This window comes from Dactylosporangium aurantiacum (assembly GCF_000716715.1).
Classification (GTDB): domain Bacteria; phylum Actinomycetota; class Actinomycetes; order Mycobacteriales; family Micromonosporaceae; genus Dactylosporangium; species Dactylosporangium aurantiacum.
In genome coordinates, this window is sequence record NZ_JNYJ01000043.1 from 188,899 (window position 1) to 205,256 (window position 16,358).

General features: G+C 71.2%; 13 protein-coding genes. 3 read left to right on the top strand and 10 right to left on the bottom strand.

What is annotated here, in order from left to right; all coding sequences use genetic code 11:
- Positions 1–20 precede the first annotated feature (20 nt).
- The 7 genes from OP18_RS38555 to OP18_RS38585 all read right to left on the bottom strand — a co-directional run bounded on the left by OP18_RS38555 (position 21) and on the right by OP18_RS38585 (position 6,625).
- Complete coding sequence (locus tag OP18_RS38555; protein ID WP_052387960.1) at positions 21–473, bottom strand: NUDIX domain-containing protein; 453 nt, start codon at positions 471–473, stop codon at positions 21–23.
- Between the two features lie 41 nt (positions 474–514).
- Positions 515–2,395 carry a translation elongation factor 4 gene (gene lepA / locus OP18_RS38560; RefSeq protein WP_033364087.1) on the bottom strand — a complete coding sequence of 627 codons (1,881 nt, stop codon included), beginning with the start codon at positions 2,393–2,395 and terminating at the stop codon, positions 515–517.
- Between the two features lie 131 nt (positions 2,396–2,526).
- Positions 2,527–3,081 carry a type III secretion system chaperone family protein gene (locus tag OP18_RS38565; RefSeq protein ID WP_033364088.1) on the bottom strand — a complete coding sequence of 185 codons (555 nt, stop codon included), beginning with the start codon at positions 3,079–3,081 and terminating at the stop codon, positions 2,527–2,529.
- 170 nt (positions 3,082–3,251) lie between these two features.
- A complete protein-coding gene (locus OP18_RS38570; protein ID WP_033364089.1) occupies positions 3,252–3,884 on the bottom strand; it encodes a DUF8185 domain-containing protein in 633 nt (210 codons plus the stop codon).
- Positions 3,872–4,273, bottom strand: a complete 402-nt coding sequence (locus tag OP18_RS38575; protein WP_033364090.1) for an acyl-CoA thioesterase — start codon at positions 4,271–4,273, stop codon at positions 3,872–3,874. Before OP18_RS38575 ends, OP18_RS38570 begins: the two co-directional genes overlap by 13 nt.
- Before the next feature lies 1 nt (position 4,274).
- Positions 4,275–5,954, bottom strand: coding sequence for an energy-dependent translational throttle protein EttA (ettA, locus tag OP18_RS38580; protein WP_033364091.1), 1,680 nt, complete (start codon positions 5,952–5,954; stop codon positions 4,275–4,277).
- Between the two features lie 80 nt (positions 5,955–6,034).
- Positions 6,035–6,625 (bottom strand): hypothetical protein, encoded by a 591-nt coding sequence (locus OP18_RS38585; protein ID WP_156090086.1) that lies wholly within the window; start codon positions 6,623–6,625, stop codon positions 6,035–6,037.
- Between the two features lie 110 nt (positions 6,626–6,735).
- Here OP18_RS38585 and OP18_RS38590 point away from each other — a divergent pair, with 110 nt between their 5' ends.
- Together OP18_RS38590 and otsB are read left to right on the top strand one after the other, a co-directional pair.
- Positions 6,736–8,136, top strand: coding sequence for an alpha,alpha-trehalose-phosphate synthase (UDP-forming) (locus OP18_RS38590; protein WP_033364093.1), 1,401 nt, complete (start codon positions 6,736–6,738; stop codon positions 8,134–8,136).
- A gap of 93 nt (positions 8,137–8,229) precedes the next feature.
- Positions 8,230–10,782, top strand: a complete 2,553-nt coding sequence (otsB, locus tag OP18_RS38595; protein ID WP_033364094.1) for a trehalose-phosphatase — start codon at positions 8,230–8,232, stop codon at positions 10,780–10,782.
- A 67-nt stretch (positions 10,783–10,849) separates the two neighbouring features.
- Here the strand turns inward: otsB and cobA are convergent, their stop codons facing one another.
- From cobA to cobC, 3 genes are read right to left on the bottom strand one after another with little or no spacing between them, the layout of a single operon-like run.
- Positions 10,850–12,070, bottom strand: a complete 1,221-nt coding sequence (gene cobA / locus OP18_RS38600) for a uroporphyrinogen-III C-methyltransferase (protein WP_033364095.1) — start codon at positions 12,068–12,070, stop codon at positions 10,850–10,852.
- Entirely contained in the window at positions 12,067–13,122 is a 1,056-nt protein-coding gene (gene cobT / locus OP18_RS38605) for a nicotinate-nucleotide--dimethylbenzimidazole phosphoribosyltransferase (protein WP_033364096.1), read from the bottom strand. Before cobT ends, cobA begins: the two co-directional genes overlap by 4 nt.
- Positions 13,123–13,124: 2 nt before the next feature.
- Positions 13,125–14,126 (bottom strand): Rv2231c family histidinol phosphate aminotransferase CobC, encoded by a 1,002-nt coding sequence (gene cobC, locus OP18_RS38610; RefSeq protein ID WP_033364097.1) that lies wholly within the window; start codon positions 14,124–14,126, stop codon positions 13,125–13,127.
- 47 nt (positions 14,127–14,173) lie between these two features.
- Between cobC and OP18_RS38615 the strand changes: the two genes are divergently transcribed.
- Complete coding sequence (locus OP18_RS38615) at positions 14,174–16,357, top strand: transglycosylase domain-containing protein (protein ID WP_425388687.1); 2,184 nt, start codon at positions 14,174–14,176, stop codon at positions 16,355–16,357.
- Position 16,358 lies beyond the last annotated feature (1 nt).

Below are 16,358 nucleotides of genomic sequence, written 5' to 3' on the forward strand. Positions count from 1 at the left end.
CGCTCCTATTGCCCGTGACGTCAGGGGGCCAAACGCCCCGACGATCGACGAACTTCGCGTATCGCCGACTCCATGGTGGCGAACGCGAGGGGTGGCGGATCGGACAGTGGCACCCAGGCCAGCTCGGTGGCCTCCTCGGGATCGAGGGTGATGACGGCGTCGGGGGCGATCGTGGCGAGCCAGAAGCAGTCCAGCACCGGCAGCAGCTCATCCTGGAAGTGGTACGTCCCGATCCACATACCGACGAAGGCGCCGAGCCGGATCTCGACCCCGAGCTCCTCGCGGGCCTCCCGGACGGCGGCGGCCGACGGGTGCTCCCAGCCGTCGCAGAAGCCGCCGGGCAGGTCCCACCAGCCCTCCTGGGGTGGGCGGGCGCGGCGGATGACCAGGAAGCGGTCGCCGTCGAAGATGATCGGGGTGCCGGTGGGGCGCGGGTTGACGTAGGCGGCATAACCGCAGGCAGGGCACTCCACCGGCGGGGCGTCCGTGGACGCCCCGCAGCGGGGGCAGTGCCTCACTTCTTCGGCTTGTCCGCGGTGGGGGCGTCCGACGTCGACAGCGCGGCGATGAACGCCTCCTGCGGCACCTCGACGCGGCCGACCATCTTCATCCGCTTCTTGCCTTCCTTCTGCTTCTCCAGCAGCTTCCGCTTGCGGCTGATGTCACCGCCGTAGCACTTGGCCAGGACGTCCTTGCGGATGGCGCGGATCGTCTCGCGGGCGATGATGCGGCTGCCGATGGCGGCCTGGATCGGCACCTCGAACTGCTGGCGCGGGATGAGCTTCTGCAGCTTGGATGCGATCGTGACGCCGTAGTTGTACGCCTTGTCCTTGTGCACGATGGAGCTGAAGGCGTCAACGGGCTCGCCGTGCAGCAGGATGTCGACCTTGACCAGGTCGGCCTGCTGCTCGCCGCTGGGCTCGTAGTCCAGGCTCGCGTAGCCCTTGGTGCGGCTCTTCAGCTGGTCGAAGAAGTCGTAGATGATCTCACCCAGGGGCAGCGTGTAACGCAGCTCGACGCGGTCGGCGGACAGGTAGTCCATGCCCTGCAGGGAGCCGCGGCGGCCCTGGCACAGCTCCATGACGGCGCCGACGAAGTCGTTGGGGGTCAGCACGGTGGCCCGGACCGTCGGCTCGAAGATGTTGCTGCTCTTGCCGTCGGGGAACTCGCTGGGGTTGGTGACCGCGTGCTCCTTGCCGTCCTCCATGATCACCCGGTAGACCACGTTGGGCGCGGTGGAGATCAGGTCGAGGTTGAACTCGCGCTCCAGGCGCTCCTGGATGATCTCCAGGTGCAGCAGGCCGAGGAAGCCGCAGCGGAAGCCGAAGCCGAGCGCGGCGCTGGTCTCCGGCTCGTACACCAGGGCGGCGTCGTTGAGCTTGAGCTTGTCCAGGGCGTCGCGCAGCAGCGGGTAGTCCGAGCCGTCGATCGGGTACAGGCCCGAGTAGACCATCGGCTTCGGGTCCTTGTAGCCGCCGAGCGGCTCGGTCGCCGGTTTGGCGTTGATGGTGACCGTGTCACCGACCCGGGACTGGCGCACGTCCTTCACGCCGGTGATGAGGTAGCCGACCTCACCGGCGCCCAGGCCGTCGCTCTTGATCGGCTCGGGCGAGATGACGCCGATCTCCAGCAGCTCGTGCACGGCGCCGGTGGACATCATCCTGATCCGGTCGCGGGCGCCGAGGCGGCCGTCGACGACGCGGACGTAGGTGACGACGCCGCGGTACACGTCATAGACCGAGTCGAAGATCATCGCGCGGGCCGTGCCGTCGCCGCTGCCGGCGCCCGGGGTGGGCAGCTGGCGCACGATCTCGTCGAGCAGGTGCGCCACGCCGACGCCGGTCTTGCCCGACACGCGCAGGCAGTCGTCGGGGTCACAGCCGATGAGGTGGGCGAGCTCCTCGGCGTACTTCTCGGGCTGCGCGGCCGGCAGGTCGATCTTGTTGAGCACCGGGATGATCGTCATGTCGTTCTCGAGCGCGAGGTACAGGTTCGCGAGGGTCTGCGCCTCGATGCCCTGCGCCGCGTCGACGAGCAGCACGGCGCCCTCGCAGGCGGCCAGGCTGCGGGAGACCTCATAGGTGAAGTCCACGTGGCCCGGGGTGTCGATCATGTTGAGCACGAACTGCTCGCCGGCCAGGTCGCCCTCGCGGACGGACCACGGCATGCGCACGGCCTGGCTCTTGATCGTGATGCCGCGCTCGCGCTCGATGTCCATGCGGTCGAGATACTGCGCCCGCATCTGCCGCGCGTCGACCACCTCGGTGAGCTGCAACATCCTGTCGGCCAGCGTCGACTTGCCGTGGTCGATGTGCGCGATGATGCAGAAGTTGCGGATCCGGTCCGGCACGGTGGCACCGGGACGGTTCGCGCCGGGGTCGTTCGTCGGTGGCACAGGCGTCCGTTCTCCATGATGGCGGGGATCAGAGCTCTATCGTCCCATGCCCGCCGATCACCTCGAAGCGCCGCCGGTACGGTGCCCCGCCGTTGCCGGACTTGTCCGGATAAGGCGGGGCATACAGTCCGTCAGAGCAGCGCGCCCTCGTCGTGCAGCCAGTCGACGAAGCCCATCGCGACAACGGCCGCGCAGTCGACGAGCTCGGCGATGAGCTCGGGGTGGGCGCCGGACAGCAGCGGCACCTGCATCTCGGCGTAGATCGGCAGCTGGCCGCGGTCGGTGGGGTCACCGACATAGGCCTTGTAGAAGCGGCGAGTGTGGTTCCACTCGTTGACCACCCGGTAGGAGCGGTCGGCCCAGTCCGGCGGCACGGTGGCGTGCGGCCGGGCGCGGACGACGAGGATCTCGTCCGACGGTCCTTCGAGGGCGAACAGCACAGCGTGGCGCTCCCACAGCGCGAGAAGGCTGCCATCCCCATCGGTCAGGTATCGAATCTCGAGCTGCTCGAGGGCTTCCGCGACCCGCTGCAGCGTCACCGGTGCGATCACACCCGCGCCCACGTCCGGGCTCACGTCGCGCACCGCGTCGGTCACCGGAATCGGCTCCTCCCGTGCCAGCTGCGCGACGGTCGTCTCGGTCTGCGACCCGTCCGTCTGCCCGGCACGCCATGGCCACTTTGGCATGTTCCCGCGCTCCCTAGCTCCCCCGTGGCCTCCACCCGCAATTGCGGTCCGTCGCCGAACGATTTCGCTCGGCGGTGGACCCGAAAGAGGACGGTACCCGTTCGGACGAGTTTCAGCAGCCCCCAATTTCACCCTCGCCCCACCCGTTCGGGTGAGGGTCTTACCACCGTCTATCCGATGAGGAGAGTCTTGGCAGCACGATGCCAGGCAGAGCCATATGCGCAGGCCAGAGCCGTCCATGGACCCGATTTCCGAACATCGACAAAGTCTCGTGCACCTGCACGTTCGCTTATCAGGAACCCCATTCGCACGACCGCCTGCACGAGCCGTTGCGCAATCTCCACGCGATCTCCGGCGGCGGTCGTCACGATGATCGGCACGTGGTCCAGCAACGCGTCGCGGAGCACTCTCGAACCGACCGCGCGACCCCCGACACCCTCCGCCGCGGCGGTGCGCAAGGTGTCCGCGGCGGCGGCCCCGACGCGCCGGATGTCGGCCGCCGGGATCCGCTCCACGACGGTCCCCGGGTCACCCGGGATGGACCACCGCCACTGGTCGTCCCGCAGGGTGGGAAGATCGCCATCGAGGGACGTCAGCAGCTCCCGGGCCAGGACGGTGTGATCGCCGTCGACGCGGCCGGGGACGCCGCGGCTCACCAGGACCCCCCACGGCAGGCGCGACCAGAGCGTGACCCGGTCGTCACCGGCGGGCCGCAGCCGGACCACCGCACCCTCGTCCAGGCGCACCGCCCGGGCCAGGAAGGCCCGGGCGTCCTCGACACCGGCCCCGTTCAGCCAAGCCACGGGGACAGGAACTCCCGCTCGACGTCCTTCACCCGGCGCGGCCGGCCGGCGGCCAGGTCGAAGGGCACGCAGACGGTCCGCGCGCGGGAGGCGACCACGTCGCCGTCGAAGAGCTCGTAGGCGACGGTCAATCGACTCGCCTTGATCTCCTCCAGCCACAGCTCGATGCGCACGGGGTCGCCGTAGTCCACCGGCCGCAGATAGTCGATCTCGTGCCGTGAGATGACGATCCCGTCCTCGAACGTGCTGAGCCCGGCGTTCCTCGCCGCGGTGAACATCAATGCCACGCGCGCCTCCTCGTACAGAGTGAGGAAGCGCGCGTTGTTGACGTGCCCATAGGCGTCCAGGTCGGACCAGCGCAGGGCGCAGTGGTAGACGAAGCGGGCCACCTCAGTCGCGCGTGAGCTTGCGGTAGGTGACGCTGTGCGGCCGCGCCGCCTCCTGGCCCAGGCGGTCGACCTTGTTCTTCTCGTAGGACTCGAAGTTGCCCTCGAACCAGAACCACTTCGCCGGGTCCTTCTCGTCGCCCTCCCAGGCGAGGATGTGGGTGGCGACCCGGTCCAGGAACATGCGGTCGTGGGAGATGACCACGGCGCAGCCCGGGAACTCCAGCAGCGCGTTCTCCAGCGAGGACAGCGTCTCGACGTCGAGGTCGTTGGTCGGCTCGTCGAGCAGCAGCACGTTGCCGCCGATCTTCAGCGTGAGCGCCAGGTTGAGCCGGTTGCGCTCGCCGCCCGACAGCACCTTCGTCGGCTTCTGCTGGTCGGGGCCCTTGAAGCCGAACGCCGCGACATACGCCCGGGACGGCATCTCGACCTTGCCGACCATGAGGTGGTCCAGGCCGTCGGAGACGACCTCCCAGACCGTCTTGTCGCCGTCCAGGCCGGAGCGGCTCTGGTCCACGTAGGACAGCTTGACCGTCTCGCCGACGCGGACCGTGCCGGCGTCGGGCTGCTCCAGGCCGACGATGGTCTTGAACAGCGTGGTCTTGCCGACGCCGTTGGGGCCGATGATGCCGACGATGCCGTTGCGCGGCAGCGAGAACGACAGCCCGTCGATCAGCACGCCGCGCTCGTCGAAGCCCTTCACCAGGTCCTTGGCCTCGATGACCATGTTGCCCAGGCGCGGGCCCGGCGGGATCTGGATCTCCTCGAAGTCCAGCTTGCGGGTCTTCTCCGCCTCGTTGGCCATCTCCTCGTAGCGCTCGAGGCGGGCCTTGGACTTGGTCTGGCGGGCCTTGGCGTTGGAGCGGACCCACTCCAGCTCCTCGGTGAGGCGCTTCTGCAGCTTCTGGTCCTTGCGGCCGGCGACCGCGAGCCGCTGCGCCTTCTTCTCCAGGTAGGTGGAGTAGTTGCCCTGGTAGCCGTGGACCTGGCCGCGGTCGACCTCGGCGATCCACTCGGCGACGTGGTCGAGGAAGTAGCGGTCGTGGGTGACGGCGAGCACGGCCCCCGCGTACTTCTGCAGGTGCTGCTCCAGCCAGTTGACGCTCTCCGCGTCGAGGTGGTTGGTGGGCTCGTCCAGCAGCAGCAGGTCGGGCGCCTCGAGCAGCAGCTTGCACAGCGCGACGCGGCGGCGCTCGCCGCCGGAGAGGGTGGTCACGTCGGCGTCCGGCGGCGGGCAGCGCAGCGCGTCCATGGCCAGGGCGAGGGCGGAGTCGATGTCCCACGCGTCGGCGTGGTCGAGCTCCTCCTGCAGCCGGCCCATCTCCTCCATGAGCTCGTCGGTGTACTCGGTCGCCATGAGCTCGGCGACCTCGTTGAACCGGGCGAGCTTCGCCTTGGTCTCGGCGACCGCCTCCTCGATGTTGCCCAGGACGGTCTTGCTCTCGTTGAGCGGCGGCTCCTGCAGCAGCATGCCGACGGTGTAGCCGGGCATGAGCCGGGCCTCACCGTTGCTCGGCTTGTCGAGCCCGGCCATGATCTTGAGCAGGCTCGACTTGCCGGCGCCGTTGGGGCCGACCACACCGATCTTCGCGCCGGGCAGGAACGACAGCGTGACATTGTCGAGCACGACCTTGTCGCCGTGCGCCTTGCGCGCCTTCTCGAGCACGTAGATGTACTGAGCCACGGTGCGCCCCTACCTCCGGTAAGCCTGTGTTCGCGTCGGGCCAATCTTTCCAGGCCCCGGGCCCGTCCCCAAATCGGGCGTCACTTCCTGGGCAGGGACTCCCGCACGTCGTCGGAGTAGTTCTGGTTGCCGCTGACCGTGAGCTTGTCCCGGGCGACGGTATAGGTGGTGCCCTTGTTGGTCGCGGTGTACTTGTCCGTGCCCGAGCTGCCGGAGAAGGTCACGCTGTCCAGCAGCAGCCCGTTGTCGCCCTCGACCGGCGTCTCGCCGGACCCGGCGACACCGGAGAAGCTCTTGCGCTTCTCGTGCCCCTGGTACCAGAGCTTGCCACCGTCGGCCTCCCGGCAGATCCAGACCTCACGCCGGTCGGTGCGGATGTAGAGCTGCAGGGACAGCGGCAGGGCGGCCTTGCCGTCGCGGGCCTTGACGGCGGCCTGGATGAAGTCCGCGCACGGCTCGCCGGCCGGCTTGGAGGCACCCTGGCTCGTCACGGAACTGACGGGTCGTGGAGACTGTCCGTTACCCGCTTTCGACTTAGGGTCATCGATGTCCCGGCGGCCCAGCACGAACCCGAACAAAGCACCGATGACGGTCAGGATCAGTAACGCGAGCAGGACGACGGTGAGCGTCCGGCCCCGCTCGGGCTCGGCGTAGGCATCGTGCGAGGACATGCCCAGCAGGATCGCACCTGTGAGCCAGCACGCTGCATGCTGCCGGGCACCTACGGGGATCAGTAGGCTGAAAGTACGAGGGTGGATCACCCAGGGGGAGGACACGACACGTGGCTGGAGACAGTGCATTCGTGGTGGTCGCCAACCGGCTGCCGGTCGACAAGGTTGTCGGGCCGGACGGCGAGGTCAGCTTCCGCAGGAGTCCAGGAGGCCTGGTCACCGCGCTCGAGCCGGTGCTCCAGCAGCGCAACGGCACCTGGGTCGGCTGGTCGGGCGGCGTCGGCGACTCACAGCTTCCGGAGGAGACGTTCGAGGCCGGCGGGGTGAAGCTGCACCCGGTGGCGCTCAGCGCGGGTGAGGTCGAGCGGTATTACGAGGGCTTCTCCAACTCCAGCCTGTGGCCGCTCTACCACGACGCCGTGGAGACGCCCATCTTCAAGCGACGATGGTGGGAGTCGTACCGGCTGGTCAACGAGCGGTTCACCAAGGCGGTCGCCGATGACGCCGCACCCGGCGCGACCGTGTGGATCCAGGACTACCAGCTGCAACTCGTGCCGGCCCTGTTGCGCGAGACCCGACCCGATCTCAAGATCGGGTTTTTTCTGCATATTCCATTTCCCCCGGTCGAACTGTTCATGCAACTACCCCGCCGGGCGGAACTTCTCAAGGGTCTGCTCGGTGCCGATCTGGTTGGTTTCCAACGGCCACTCGGCGCGCAGAACTTCGTCCAACTGTCCCGACATCTGCTGGGCACCCGCGTGCGGCGCGGCGTCGTGGAGTGGGAGGGCCGCACGGTGCGGGCCGAGGCCTTCCCGATCTCGATCGACGTCGAGGAGATGGAGCGGCTCGCCGCCTCACCGGAAGTGCAGGCCAGGGCCAAGGCGATCAGGACCGAGCTGGGTGAGCCGAAGACCATCATCCTCGGCGTGGACCGGCTCGACTACACCAAGGGGATCGAGCGCAGACTCAAGGCATTCCGCGAATTGTTGTCGGATGGACGACTCACGGCGCCGGAGACGGTGATGGTACAAGTGGCTACGCCGAGTCGGGAGCGGGTGGAGCACTACCAGACACTGCGGGTGAACGTTGAACGTGAGGTCGGGCGGATCAATGGGGAGTACGGACGAGTTGGCCAACCGGCCGTGCACTACCTCCATCAGTCGTACAGTCGGGCTGAGTTGGCCGCGTTGTACGTCGCGGCCGACGTCATGATGGTGACTCCGCTGAGGGACGGCATGAATCTGGTGGCCAAGGAGTACGTCGGCGCCCGCGCCGACAACGGTGGCGCCCTCGTGCTGTCGGAGTTCGCCGGCGCGGCGGCCGAGCTGCGTCAGGCGTTCCTGTGCAATCCGCACGACCTCGACGGGGTGAAGGACGCGCTCATGCGCGCGATCCACGTCGACCCGGTCGAAGGGCGCAAACGGATGCATGCTATGCATTCCCACCTGCGCTCACACGATGTCCGCGCCTGGGCGGACGCGTTTCTCGACGCTCTCGGCGCAGCATCGTGACCGACATCTTGGCCGACACACGCCCGCCCTTGCACCGCCGTGTGCACGTCAACCGCTCAAACGACCTCCATCGCTCCCACGAACAGGCCGGACATGAACCAACACTCGGCGACAGGCAGCGTCCTCTCGCTCGACCCGGACCTCCGCGCGGCGGTGCTGCGCGTCGCCCGCGTGCCGAACCTCCTGGTGGCATGTGACTACGACGGCACCCTCGCGCCGATCGTCGCCGATCCCACCAAGGCGACCCCTAGCCCAGAATCCGTGGCAGCCGTCCGCGCGTTGTCCTCGTTGCCGCAGACGACCGTCGGGGTGATCTCGGGTCGCGCGCTGCGCGACCTGGCCGCCCTGTCGCGCCTCCCCGCCGAGGTGCGGCTCGTCGGCAGCCACGGCTCCGAGTTCGACGTCGGGTACGTCGACGAGCTGCCGCCGGAGCGCCAGCAGCGGCGCGCCGAGCTGCACGCGGCGCTCACCGCGATCTGCCGCGACCAGCCGGGGGTGCGCCTGGAGGCGAAACCCGGCAGCGTCGCGGTGCACACCCGCGCGGCCCCCCGCGACGTCGCGGCCCGGGTCTTCGACGCGGTCCGCAGCGGTGCGGCGCTGTGGCCCGACATCGAGGTGACCACCGGCAAGGAGGTCATCGAGCTGTCGGTCGTGCCGACCGACAAGGGCCTGGCCGTCGACGCCCTGCGAATGCAGGTGTCGGCCAGCGCCATCGTCTACCTCGGCGACGACGCGACCGACGAGAAGGCCTTCGCCCACCTGCACGGGCCCGACCTGGGCATCAAGGTCGGCGCCGGCGAGACGCAGGCCCGCTTCAGCATCGCCGACGCCGAGGTCGCCGTCGGCGTGCTGGAGCTGCTGCTGCACACCCGGCGGCGCTGGCTCTTCGGTGAGCAGGCGGTGCCGATCGAGCGGCACTCGATGCTGTCCAACACGCACACCGTGGCGCTGCTCACGCCCGCCGCCCGGGTCACCTGGCTGTGCCACCCGAAGCCGGACTCCGGCGCGGTCTTCGCCGACCTGCTCGGCGACACCGCGGCGGGCCACTTCACGGTCCAGCCGGAGCGCGGCGGCATCCCGCTCGGGCAGCGGTACCGGCCGGGCACGATGACCGTGGAGACCCGCTGGTCGGGGCTGACGGTCACGGACTGGCTCGACCACCACCCCAGCGGCAACTCGCTGATCCGGGTGCTGTCGGGCAGCTCCCGGGCCCGGATCGACTTCGTGCCGCGGCCAGACTTCGGCCAGGTGCACATCCGCCTGCAGCCGCTCGGTGACGAGGGCCTGCTGGTGCTCGGCTCCAACGAGCCGATGGTGCTCTACTCCCCCGGCATCAGCTGGGAGATCACCTCCGACGGCCACAGCGACCTGGCGCGCGCGACGGTCGACCTCAACGCCACCGGCGGCACCGCGATGCTGGAGCTGCGGCTGGGCACCGACTCGATCGACCCGCCGGTGGACGACGTCGAGCAGCGGCAGGTCGCCGCGGAGGCCGCCTGGCGGGACTGGTCCGACGCGCTGAAGCTGCCCTCCGTCGCCCGCGACCTGGTCCGGCGCAGCGCGCTCACGCTGCGTGGCCTGTGGCACAAGCCGACCGGGGCGATCCTGGCCGCGGCGACGTCGTCGCTGCCGGAGGAGATCGGCGGCTCCCGCAACTGGGACTACCGGTACTGCTGGCTGCGCGACGCGTCGCTGACCGCCAAGGCCCTGGTCGACCTCGGATCCACCGAGGAGGCCGAGTCGCTGCTGCGCTGGACGCTGAAGGTCGCCGACAACACCGACGGCCACCCGGAGCGGCTGCACCCGCTGTACACGCTGGACGGCACCGAGCTGGGCCCGGAGGCGGTCATCGAGGCGCTGCCCGGCTACGCGGGCTCCCGCCCGGTGCGGGTCGGCAACGCGGCCAACGGCCAGGTGCAGCTCGACGTGTTCGGCCCGGTCGCCGACCTGGTGACCACCCTGGCCGAGCTGCGCCCGCCGGCGGACGGCGACTTCGCCCTCATGGAGGCGATGGTCGAGGCCGTCGAGCGGCGCTGGCACGAGCCCGACCACGGCATCTGGGAGGCCCGCCGGCGGCCCCGGCACTACGTCTACTCGAAGGTCATGTGCTGGATGACCGTCGACCGGGGCATCCAGCTCTTCGAGCGGGCCGGCCGGCCGGTGCCGGAGACGTGGCGGCCGCTGCGCGACACGATCGCGGAGAACGTGCTGGACAAGGGCTGGGACGAGAAGCTCGGCGCGTACACGGTCGCCTACGGCTACGACGAGATGGACGCGTCGGTGCTGTGGATCGGCCTGTCCGGGCTGCTCGCCGACGACGACCCGCGGTTCCTCGCCACGGTCCTGGCCGTCGAGGCCGACCTGCGCGAAGGCCCCACGGTGTACCGGTACCGCTGGGACGACGGCCTGGCCGGCGTCGAGGGCGGCTTCCACCTGTGCACGACCTGGATGATCGAGGCGTACCTGCGCACCGGTCGCCGGGCCGACGCCGAGGAGCTGTTCGCCCAGTTCATCGAGTGCGCCGGCCCGACGGGCCTGCTGCCGGAGGAGTACGACCCGCTGACCGAGCGCGCCCTGGGCAACCACCCGCAGGCGTACTCGCACCTCGGGCTGATCCGCTGCGCGCTGGAGCTCGACCGGTCCTGAGCCGGACGAAAGGGGCGCCCTCCTGGGGAGGGCGCCCCTTTCGCGTGTCGTGCGTCCTACGGCGCTGTCAGGGCGCCTGGAGGGCGTCGACGACCGGGCCGACCACGATGACGGCCGGCGGGCGCAGCGCCGCCTCCTTCACCGCGTCGGCGACCGTGGACAGCTGCGCGCGCACGACCCGCTGGTCGCGGGTGGTGCCCTCCTGGATGACGGCGACGGGGGTGTCCGGCGCCCGGCCGTGCTCCTGCAGGACCGCGGCGATCGCCGGGAGGTTCTTCAGCCCCATCAGGATGCTCAGGGTGCCCCGCAGCCGGGCCAGGGCCGCCCAGTCGACCAGCGACTCGGGGTGCGACGGGGACAGGTGCCCGGACACGACGGTGAACTCGTGGGCCAGGCCACGGTGCGTGATCGGCACGCCGGCCGCGGCGGGGACCGCGATCGAGCTGCTGATGCCGGGCACGACCGTCACGGGTACCCCGGCCGCCGCGCAGGCCAGGAGCTCCTCGCCGCCCCGGCCGAAGACGTACGGGTCGCCGCCCTTGAGGCGGACCACGAACTTGCCCTGCCGGGCCCGGTCGACCAGCACCCGGTTGATCTCCTCCTGGGCGGCCGACGGGCCGTAGGGGATCTTCGAGGCGTCGAACAGCTCGACCTCGGGGCGCAGCTCGTCCAGCAGCAGCCCGGCGGCGAGCCGGTCGATGACGACCACGTCGGCGGCGGCGAGCAGCCGGCGGCCACGGACGGTGAGCAGCTCCGGGTCACCGGGGCCGGAGCCGACCAGCGCCACCCGGCCCACCCCGTCCACTGGGGCGGCCTCGGGCGGGGTCGCGGCCACGATCGCGCCGGCTGCGAGCCGATCGCCGATCGCGTCGCGGACGGCGACGGCGCGGGCCGGGTCGCCGCCGCCGAGCACGGCGACGGTCACCGGGCCCTGCCGGGTCACCGCCGGGGTCCAGGCGGTGGCGGCGTGGCGGTCGTCGGCGCGGACGCAGAAGACCCGGCGGGCCGCGGCGAGCTCGCTGATCGCGGCGGCCGCGGTGGGGTCGCTGACCGCCACGTGGACCAGCCACGCGTCCTCGATGTCGGCCGGTTCGAAGCGCCGGGCGTGCCAGGTGATCCGGCCGGCGTCGACGTGGGCCCGCAGGGCGGGGGTGATGTGGGGGGACACGAGCACGACGTCCGCGGCGGCGTCGAGCAGCGCCGGAACGCGCCTGGTGGCCACGGCACCGCCGCCGACCACCAGGACACGCAAACCGTTGAGCACCAGACCGAGGGGGTATGGGTTCACTTGTGGGCAACTCCAGCTGAGTCGAAAGTGGCAACCTCGTGCAACACGCGGACAGCACTGGCCACGATCGGCAGCGCCAGGACGGCGCCGGTGCCCTCGCCCAGGCGCAGGCCCAGGTCGACGAGCGGCTCCAGCTCAAGATAGCCGAGCGCCACGCTCGCGCCGGGCTCGGCCGACCGGTGCCCGGCCACCATGGCGGCGGTGCAGGCGGGCGCGAGCGCGGCCGCGGCGAGCGCGGCGGACGCGGCGATGACCCCGTCGATGAGCACGGGGACGCGCAGCGCCGCGGCCCGCAGGATGTAGCCGACGAGCGCGGCGTGCTCCAGCCCGCCGACCGCGGCGAGCACGTCGACCGGGTCCTCGGCGTGCAGCCCGACGACCGCTGATGTGACGACCGCCACCTTCCGGGCGTGGGTCTCGCTGTCGATGCCGGTGCCGAGTCCGGTCACCGACGCCGGGTCAGCGTGCGTGAACGCCGCGATCAACGCCGCCGACGGCGTCGTGTTGGCGATGCCCATGTCGCCGGTGAGCAGGATCTTCGCGCCGCCGTCGACGAGCTGCTGGGCGATGTCGATACCGACCTCGATGGCCTGCAGCGCCTCCTCACGGGTCATCGCCGGCTCGACGCTGAGGTCGCGGGTGCCGGCGCGGACCTTGCGCAGCTCGAGGCCCTCGGCGGGGTCGAGCGGGCTCTTCACGCCGACGTCGACGACGGTCACACCGGCGCCGCACTGCCGGGCGAACGCGTTGACGACCGCCCCGCCGGCCAGGAAGTTGGCCACCATCTGCGCGGTGACCTCCTGCGGCCAGGGGGTCACGCCCTGCGCGTGCACGCCGTGGTCACCGGCGAAGATCGCCAGCGCGGCGGGCTCCGGGACGGGTGGCGGGCACGTGCCGGCCAGGCCCGCGAGCCGTACCGCGAGAATCTCCAGCACGCCGAGGGAGCCCGGCGGCTTCGTCAGCCTGGCCTGCAGGGCCCTGGCCGCCGCGATCGCCTCGTCGTCGAGCGGCCGGATCGCCGCGAGTGTCCCTGCAAGTGTCCTGTCGAGCATCGTCATCCTCCCAGTACGTCCGACAACACCGCGACGAACGCGTCACTCGTGGCAGTGTCCCGCACCGCAATACGTAACCAGTCCGGGCCCAGTCCCGGGAACGTTTCGCCACGTCGCACCGCGAAACCGCGGGCCCGCAGCGCTTCCCGGACCCGGGTGCCGCCGGCGACCCTGATCAGCAGGAACGAGCTGCGCGGCCGGCCGGCGACCTCGACGCCCGCCGCCCGCAGCGCCGCGACGAGGTGCTCCCGGTCGGCGGTGAGCCCCTCGGCGATGGTCCGCTCCGTCTGTACGGCCAGCGGCGACGCGCACGCCGTCGCGGCGGCGAGCGCCGGGGTGGAGACGCTCCACAGGGGCGCGTGCCGCCGCAGCTCGGCGATCAGGCCGGCCGGGCCGAGCACGTAGCCGATGCGCAGCCCGGCGAGGCCCCAGGTCTTGGTCAGGCTGCGGATGACGACGACGTCGCGGTTGCCGGTCAGCGTCTCCGGCTCGCCGGGGACCGTGTCGGCGAACGCCTCGTCGACGACGACCGTCCGCCCGGGCCGCACCCAGGACGCGATCCGCGCCGCCGGGTGCAGGCACGAGGTCGGGTTGGTCGGGTTGCCGACCACGACGAGGTCCGCCGCGTCCGGCGGGTCCCGCAGCGTGAAGCCGTCGGCGGCGTCCAGCAGCAGCCGGTCCACCGCGTGCCCCGCGGTGAGCAGCGCGCTCTCCGGCTCGGTGAACTGCGGGTGCACCACCACCGCGTGCCGGGGCCGCAGCGCCTGGGCCAGCAGCGTGAACGCCTGCGCGGCGCCCGCGGTCAGCAGTACCTCCTCGGCGGGCCGGCCGTGCCGGGCGGCGATCGCCGCGGTCGCCGCCGCCGGATCCGGGTACCGCGCGAGGTCCGCCAGGGAGGCCGCGATCGGGTCGGTGAGCCACGACGGCGGCCGCTCCTGTCGGACGTTGACCGCCAGGTCGACCAGACCCGGCGCGACCTCGGCATCGCCGTGGAACCGCAGCATCCAGCGATCGTCGCGTACGAGGAGGCGAATTGTCCTAGCTTGGAGATGTGATCGCGCGCACCATGCGAGTGGCCGGTGGGCTGCTGACCCTCGCCCGGACCGGGCTCGTCGTCGGGCTCGCGGTCGCCGCGCTGATCTACCCGATGGTGGCCCTCACCGGCGTGGGTGTGAAACGCGGCACCGACGCGCTGTCGATGCCGGTCGGCGCGCTGCGCTCGTCGCTGCCGGCGCAGACCAGCCACGTGTACGCCGCCGACGGCACGACCCTGCTCGCGCAGTTCTACGAGGAGTACCGCACGTACACGACCCTCGACACGATCTCGCCCAACATGCAGCGGGCCATCGTGGCCGCCGAGGACGCCCGCTTCTGGGAGCACCACGGCGTGGACTTCAAGGGCGTCGCCCGGGCGTTCGTGGCGAACCAGAAGGCCGGCACCGTCTCGCAGGGCGCGTCGACGCTCACCATGCAGTACGTGCGCAACGTGCTGCGCGACAGCGCCGACACCCCGGCCGAGGTGTCCGAGGCGACGGAGCAGACCGGGGCCCGGAAGCTGCGGGAGATGAAGCTCGCCATCGAGCTCGAGAAGCACATGGGCAAGCCCGAGATCCTGGAGCGGTACCTCAACGTCGCCTACTTCGGTCACCGCGCCTACGGCATCCTCGCCGCGGCGGAGGTGTACTTCTCCAAGCGCCCCGCCGACCTCACCGTCCCGGAGGCCGCGCTGCTCGCCGGGCTGGTCCAGGCGCCGTCGTCGTACGACCCGGCCGGCAGCGACGCCGCGCCGGCCGTCCAGCGGCGCGACTACGTCATCGACCGGATGGCCGACCTCGGCTACCTCGACACCGCCGCGGCGGCCGCCGCCCGGGCCACCCCGATCGCGTTGCGGCTCAGCGAGCCGCCGAACGACTGCCTGCCCGCCCGGCCCGGCTGGGGCTTCTTCTGCGGCATGTTCCGCTCCTGGTGGAGCGACCAGCCGGGGCTCGGCGACAGCCCAAACGAGCGGCTCGACCGGCTGCGCCGCGGCGGGTACACCGTGATCACGTCGCTCGACCTACGGGTCCAGGAGATCGCCCAGGCGCAGGTGCTGAAGCGGGAGCGGACGCGCAGCCCGTACGCGCTGGGGCAGGTCGCGATCGAGCCGGGGACCGGCCTCATCCGCGCCATGGCCGTGAACCGGACCTACTCCCTCGACCGGGCCAGCAACGGCCCGCACTCCGACCCGCGCCAGCGCAAGCGGCTGCGCGGCAACTACCCGAACACGGTCAACCCGCTGCTCGGCGGCGGCGACATGGCCGGCTACCAGGCCGGGTCGACGTTCAAGATGTTCACGCTGCTCGCCGCCCTGGAGCAGGGCCTGCCGCTGTCCACCGCGATCCACTCGCCGCGGACGTTCGTGTCGAAGTACAAGACCGGCCGCGACAGCCCGGCCCGCTGCGGCGCGGACAGCTGGTGCCCCTCGAACGCCTCCGGCTCGATGACCGGCCGGCAGACCATGTGGTCGGGCTTCGGCAAGTCCGTGAACACGTTCTTCGTCCAGCTCGAGCAGCGCGTCGGCGCCGAGTCGGCGGTCCGCATGGCCGAGCGGCTCGGGCTGCACTGGCGCACCGGCATCGACAAGCTGCAGGCCTCCCCGGCGAAGGCGAGAACGTGGGGCGCCTTCACGCTCGGCGTCGCCGACACCACGCCTCTGGAGATGGCGGGCGCCTTCGCCACCGTCGCCGCCGACGGCCGGCACTGCGAGCCGATCCCCGTCATGTCCATCCGGCAGGCCGACGGCGCGGAGGCCGTCGACGCGAAGGGGGTGGCCGTCGCCGCGCCGCGCTGCGAGCAGGTGCTGTCGCCGGACGTGGCCCGGGGCGCGGTCGACGCGGCCCGCTGCGTCACCGGGTTCAAGGCGGCCACCGGCGACTGCGGCGGCGGCGGCACCGCGTCGCGGGTGTACCCGACCGTGCGCCGCCCCGTCGCCGGCAAGTCCGGCACGACCGACGACAACCGGGCCGCGTGGTTCGTCGGGATGACCCCCGGGCTGACGGTCGCCGGGTTCATCGCCGACCCCGACAACCCGCTGCACCGGGTCGGCCCGGCGAACGCGGGCAAGCCCCGGGAGGCGGTCGCCGAGACGCTCCGCGACGCCCTGGCCGGCACCGCCGTGCGGCAGTTCACACCGCCGAGCATGACCGTCGCCTACGGCGCGAACGCCAAGCCGCGCGCCTTCAAGCAGCGCCGCTGAG

Excerpts from the sequence above, each read along its gene's own strand:
- OP18_RS38565 (WP_033364088.1), bottom strand. The coding sequence starts at position 3,081 with ATGCCAAAGTGGCCATGGCGTGCCGGGCAGACGGACGGGTCGCAGACC.
- OP18_RS38585 (WP_156090086.1), bottom strand. The coding sequence starts at position 6,625 with ATGTCCTCGCACGATGCCTACGCCGAGCCCGAGCGGGGCCGGACGCTC.
- otsB (WP_033364094.1), top strand. The coding sequence starts at position 8,230 with ATGAACCAACACTCGGCGACAGGCAGCGTCCTCTCGCTCGACCCGGAC.
- cobT (WP_033364096.1), bottom strand. The coding sequence starts at position 13,122 with ATGCTCGACAGGACACTTGCAGGGACACTCGCGGCGATCCGGCCGCTC.
- cobC (WP_033364097.1), bottom strand. The coding sequence starts at position 14,126 with ATGCTGCGGTTCCACGGCGATGCCGAGGTCGCGCCGGGTCTGGTCGAC.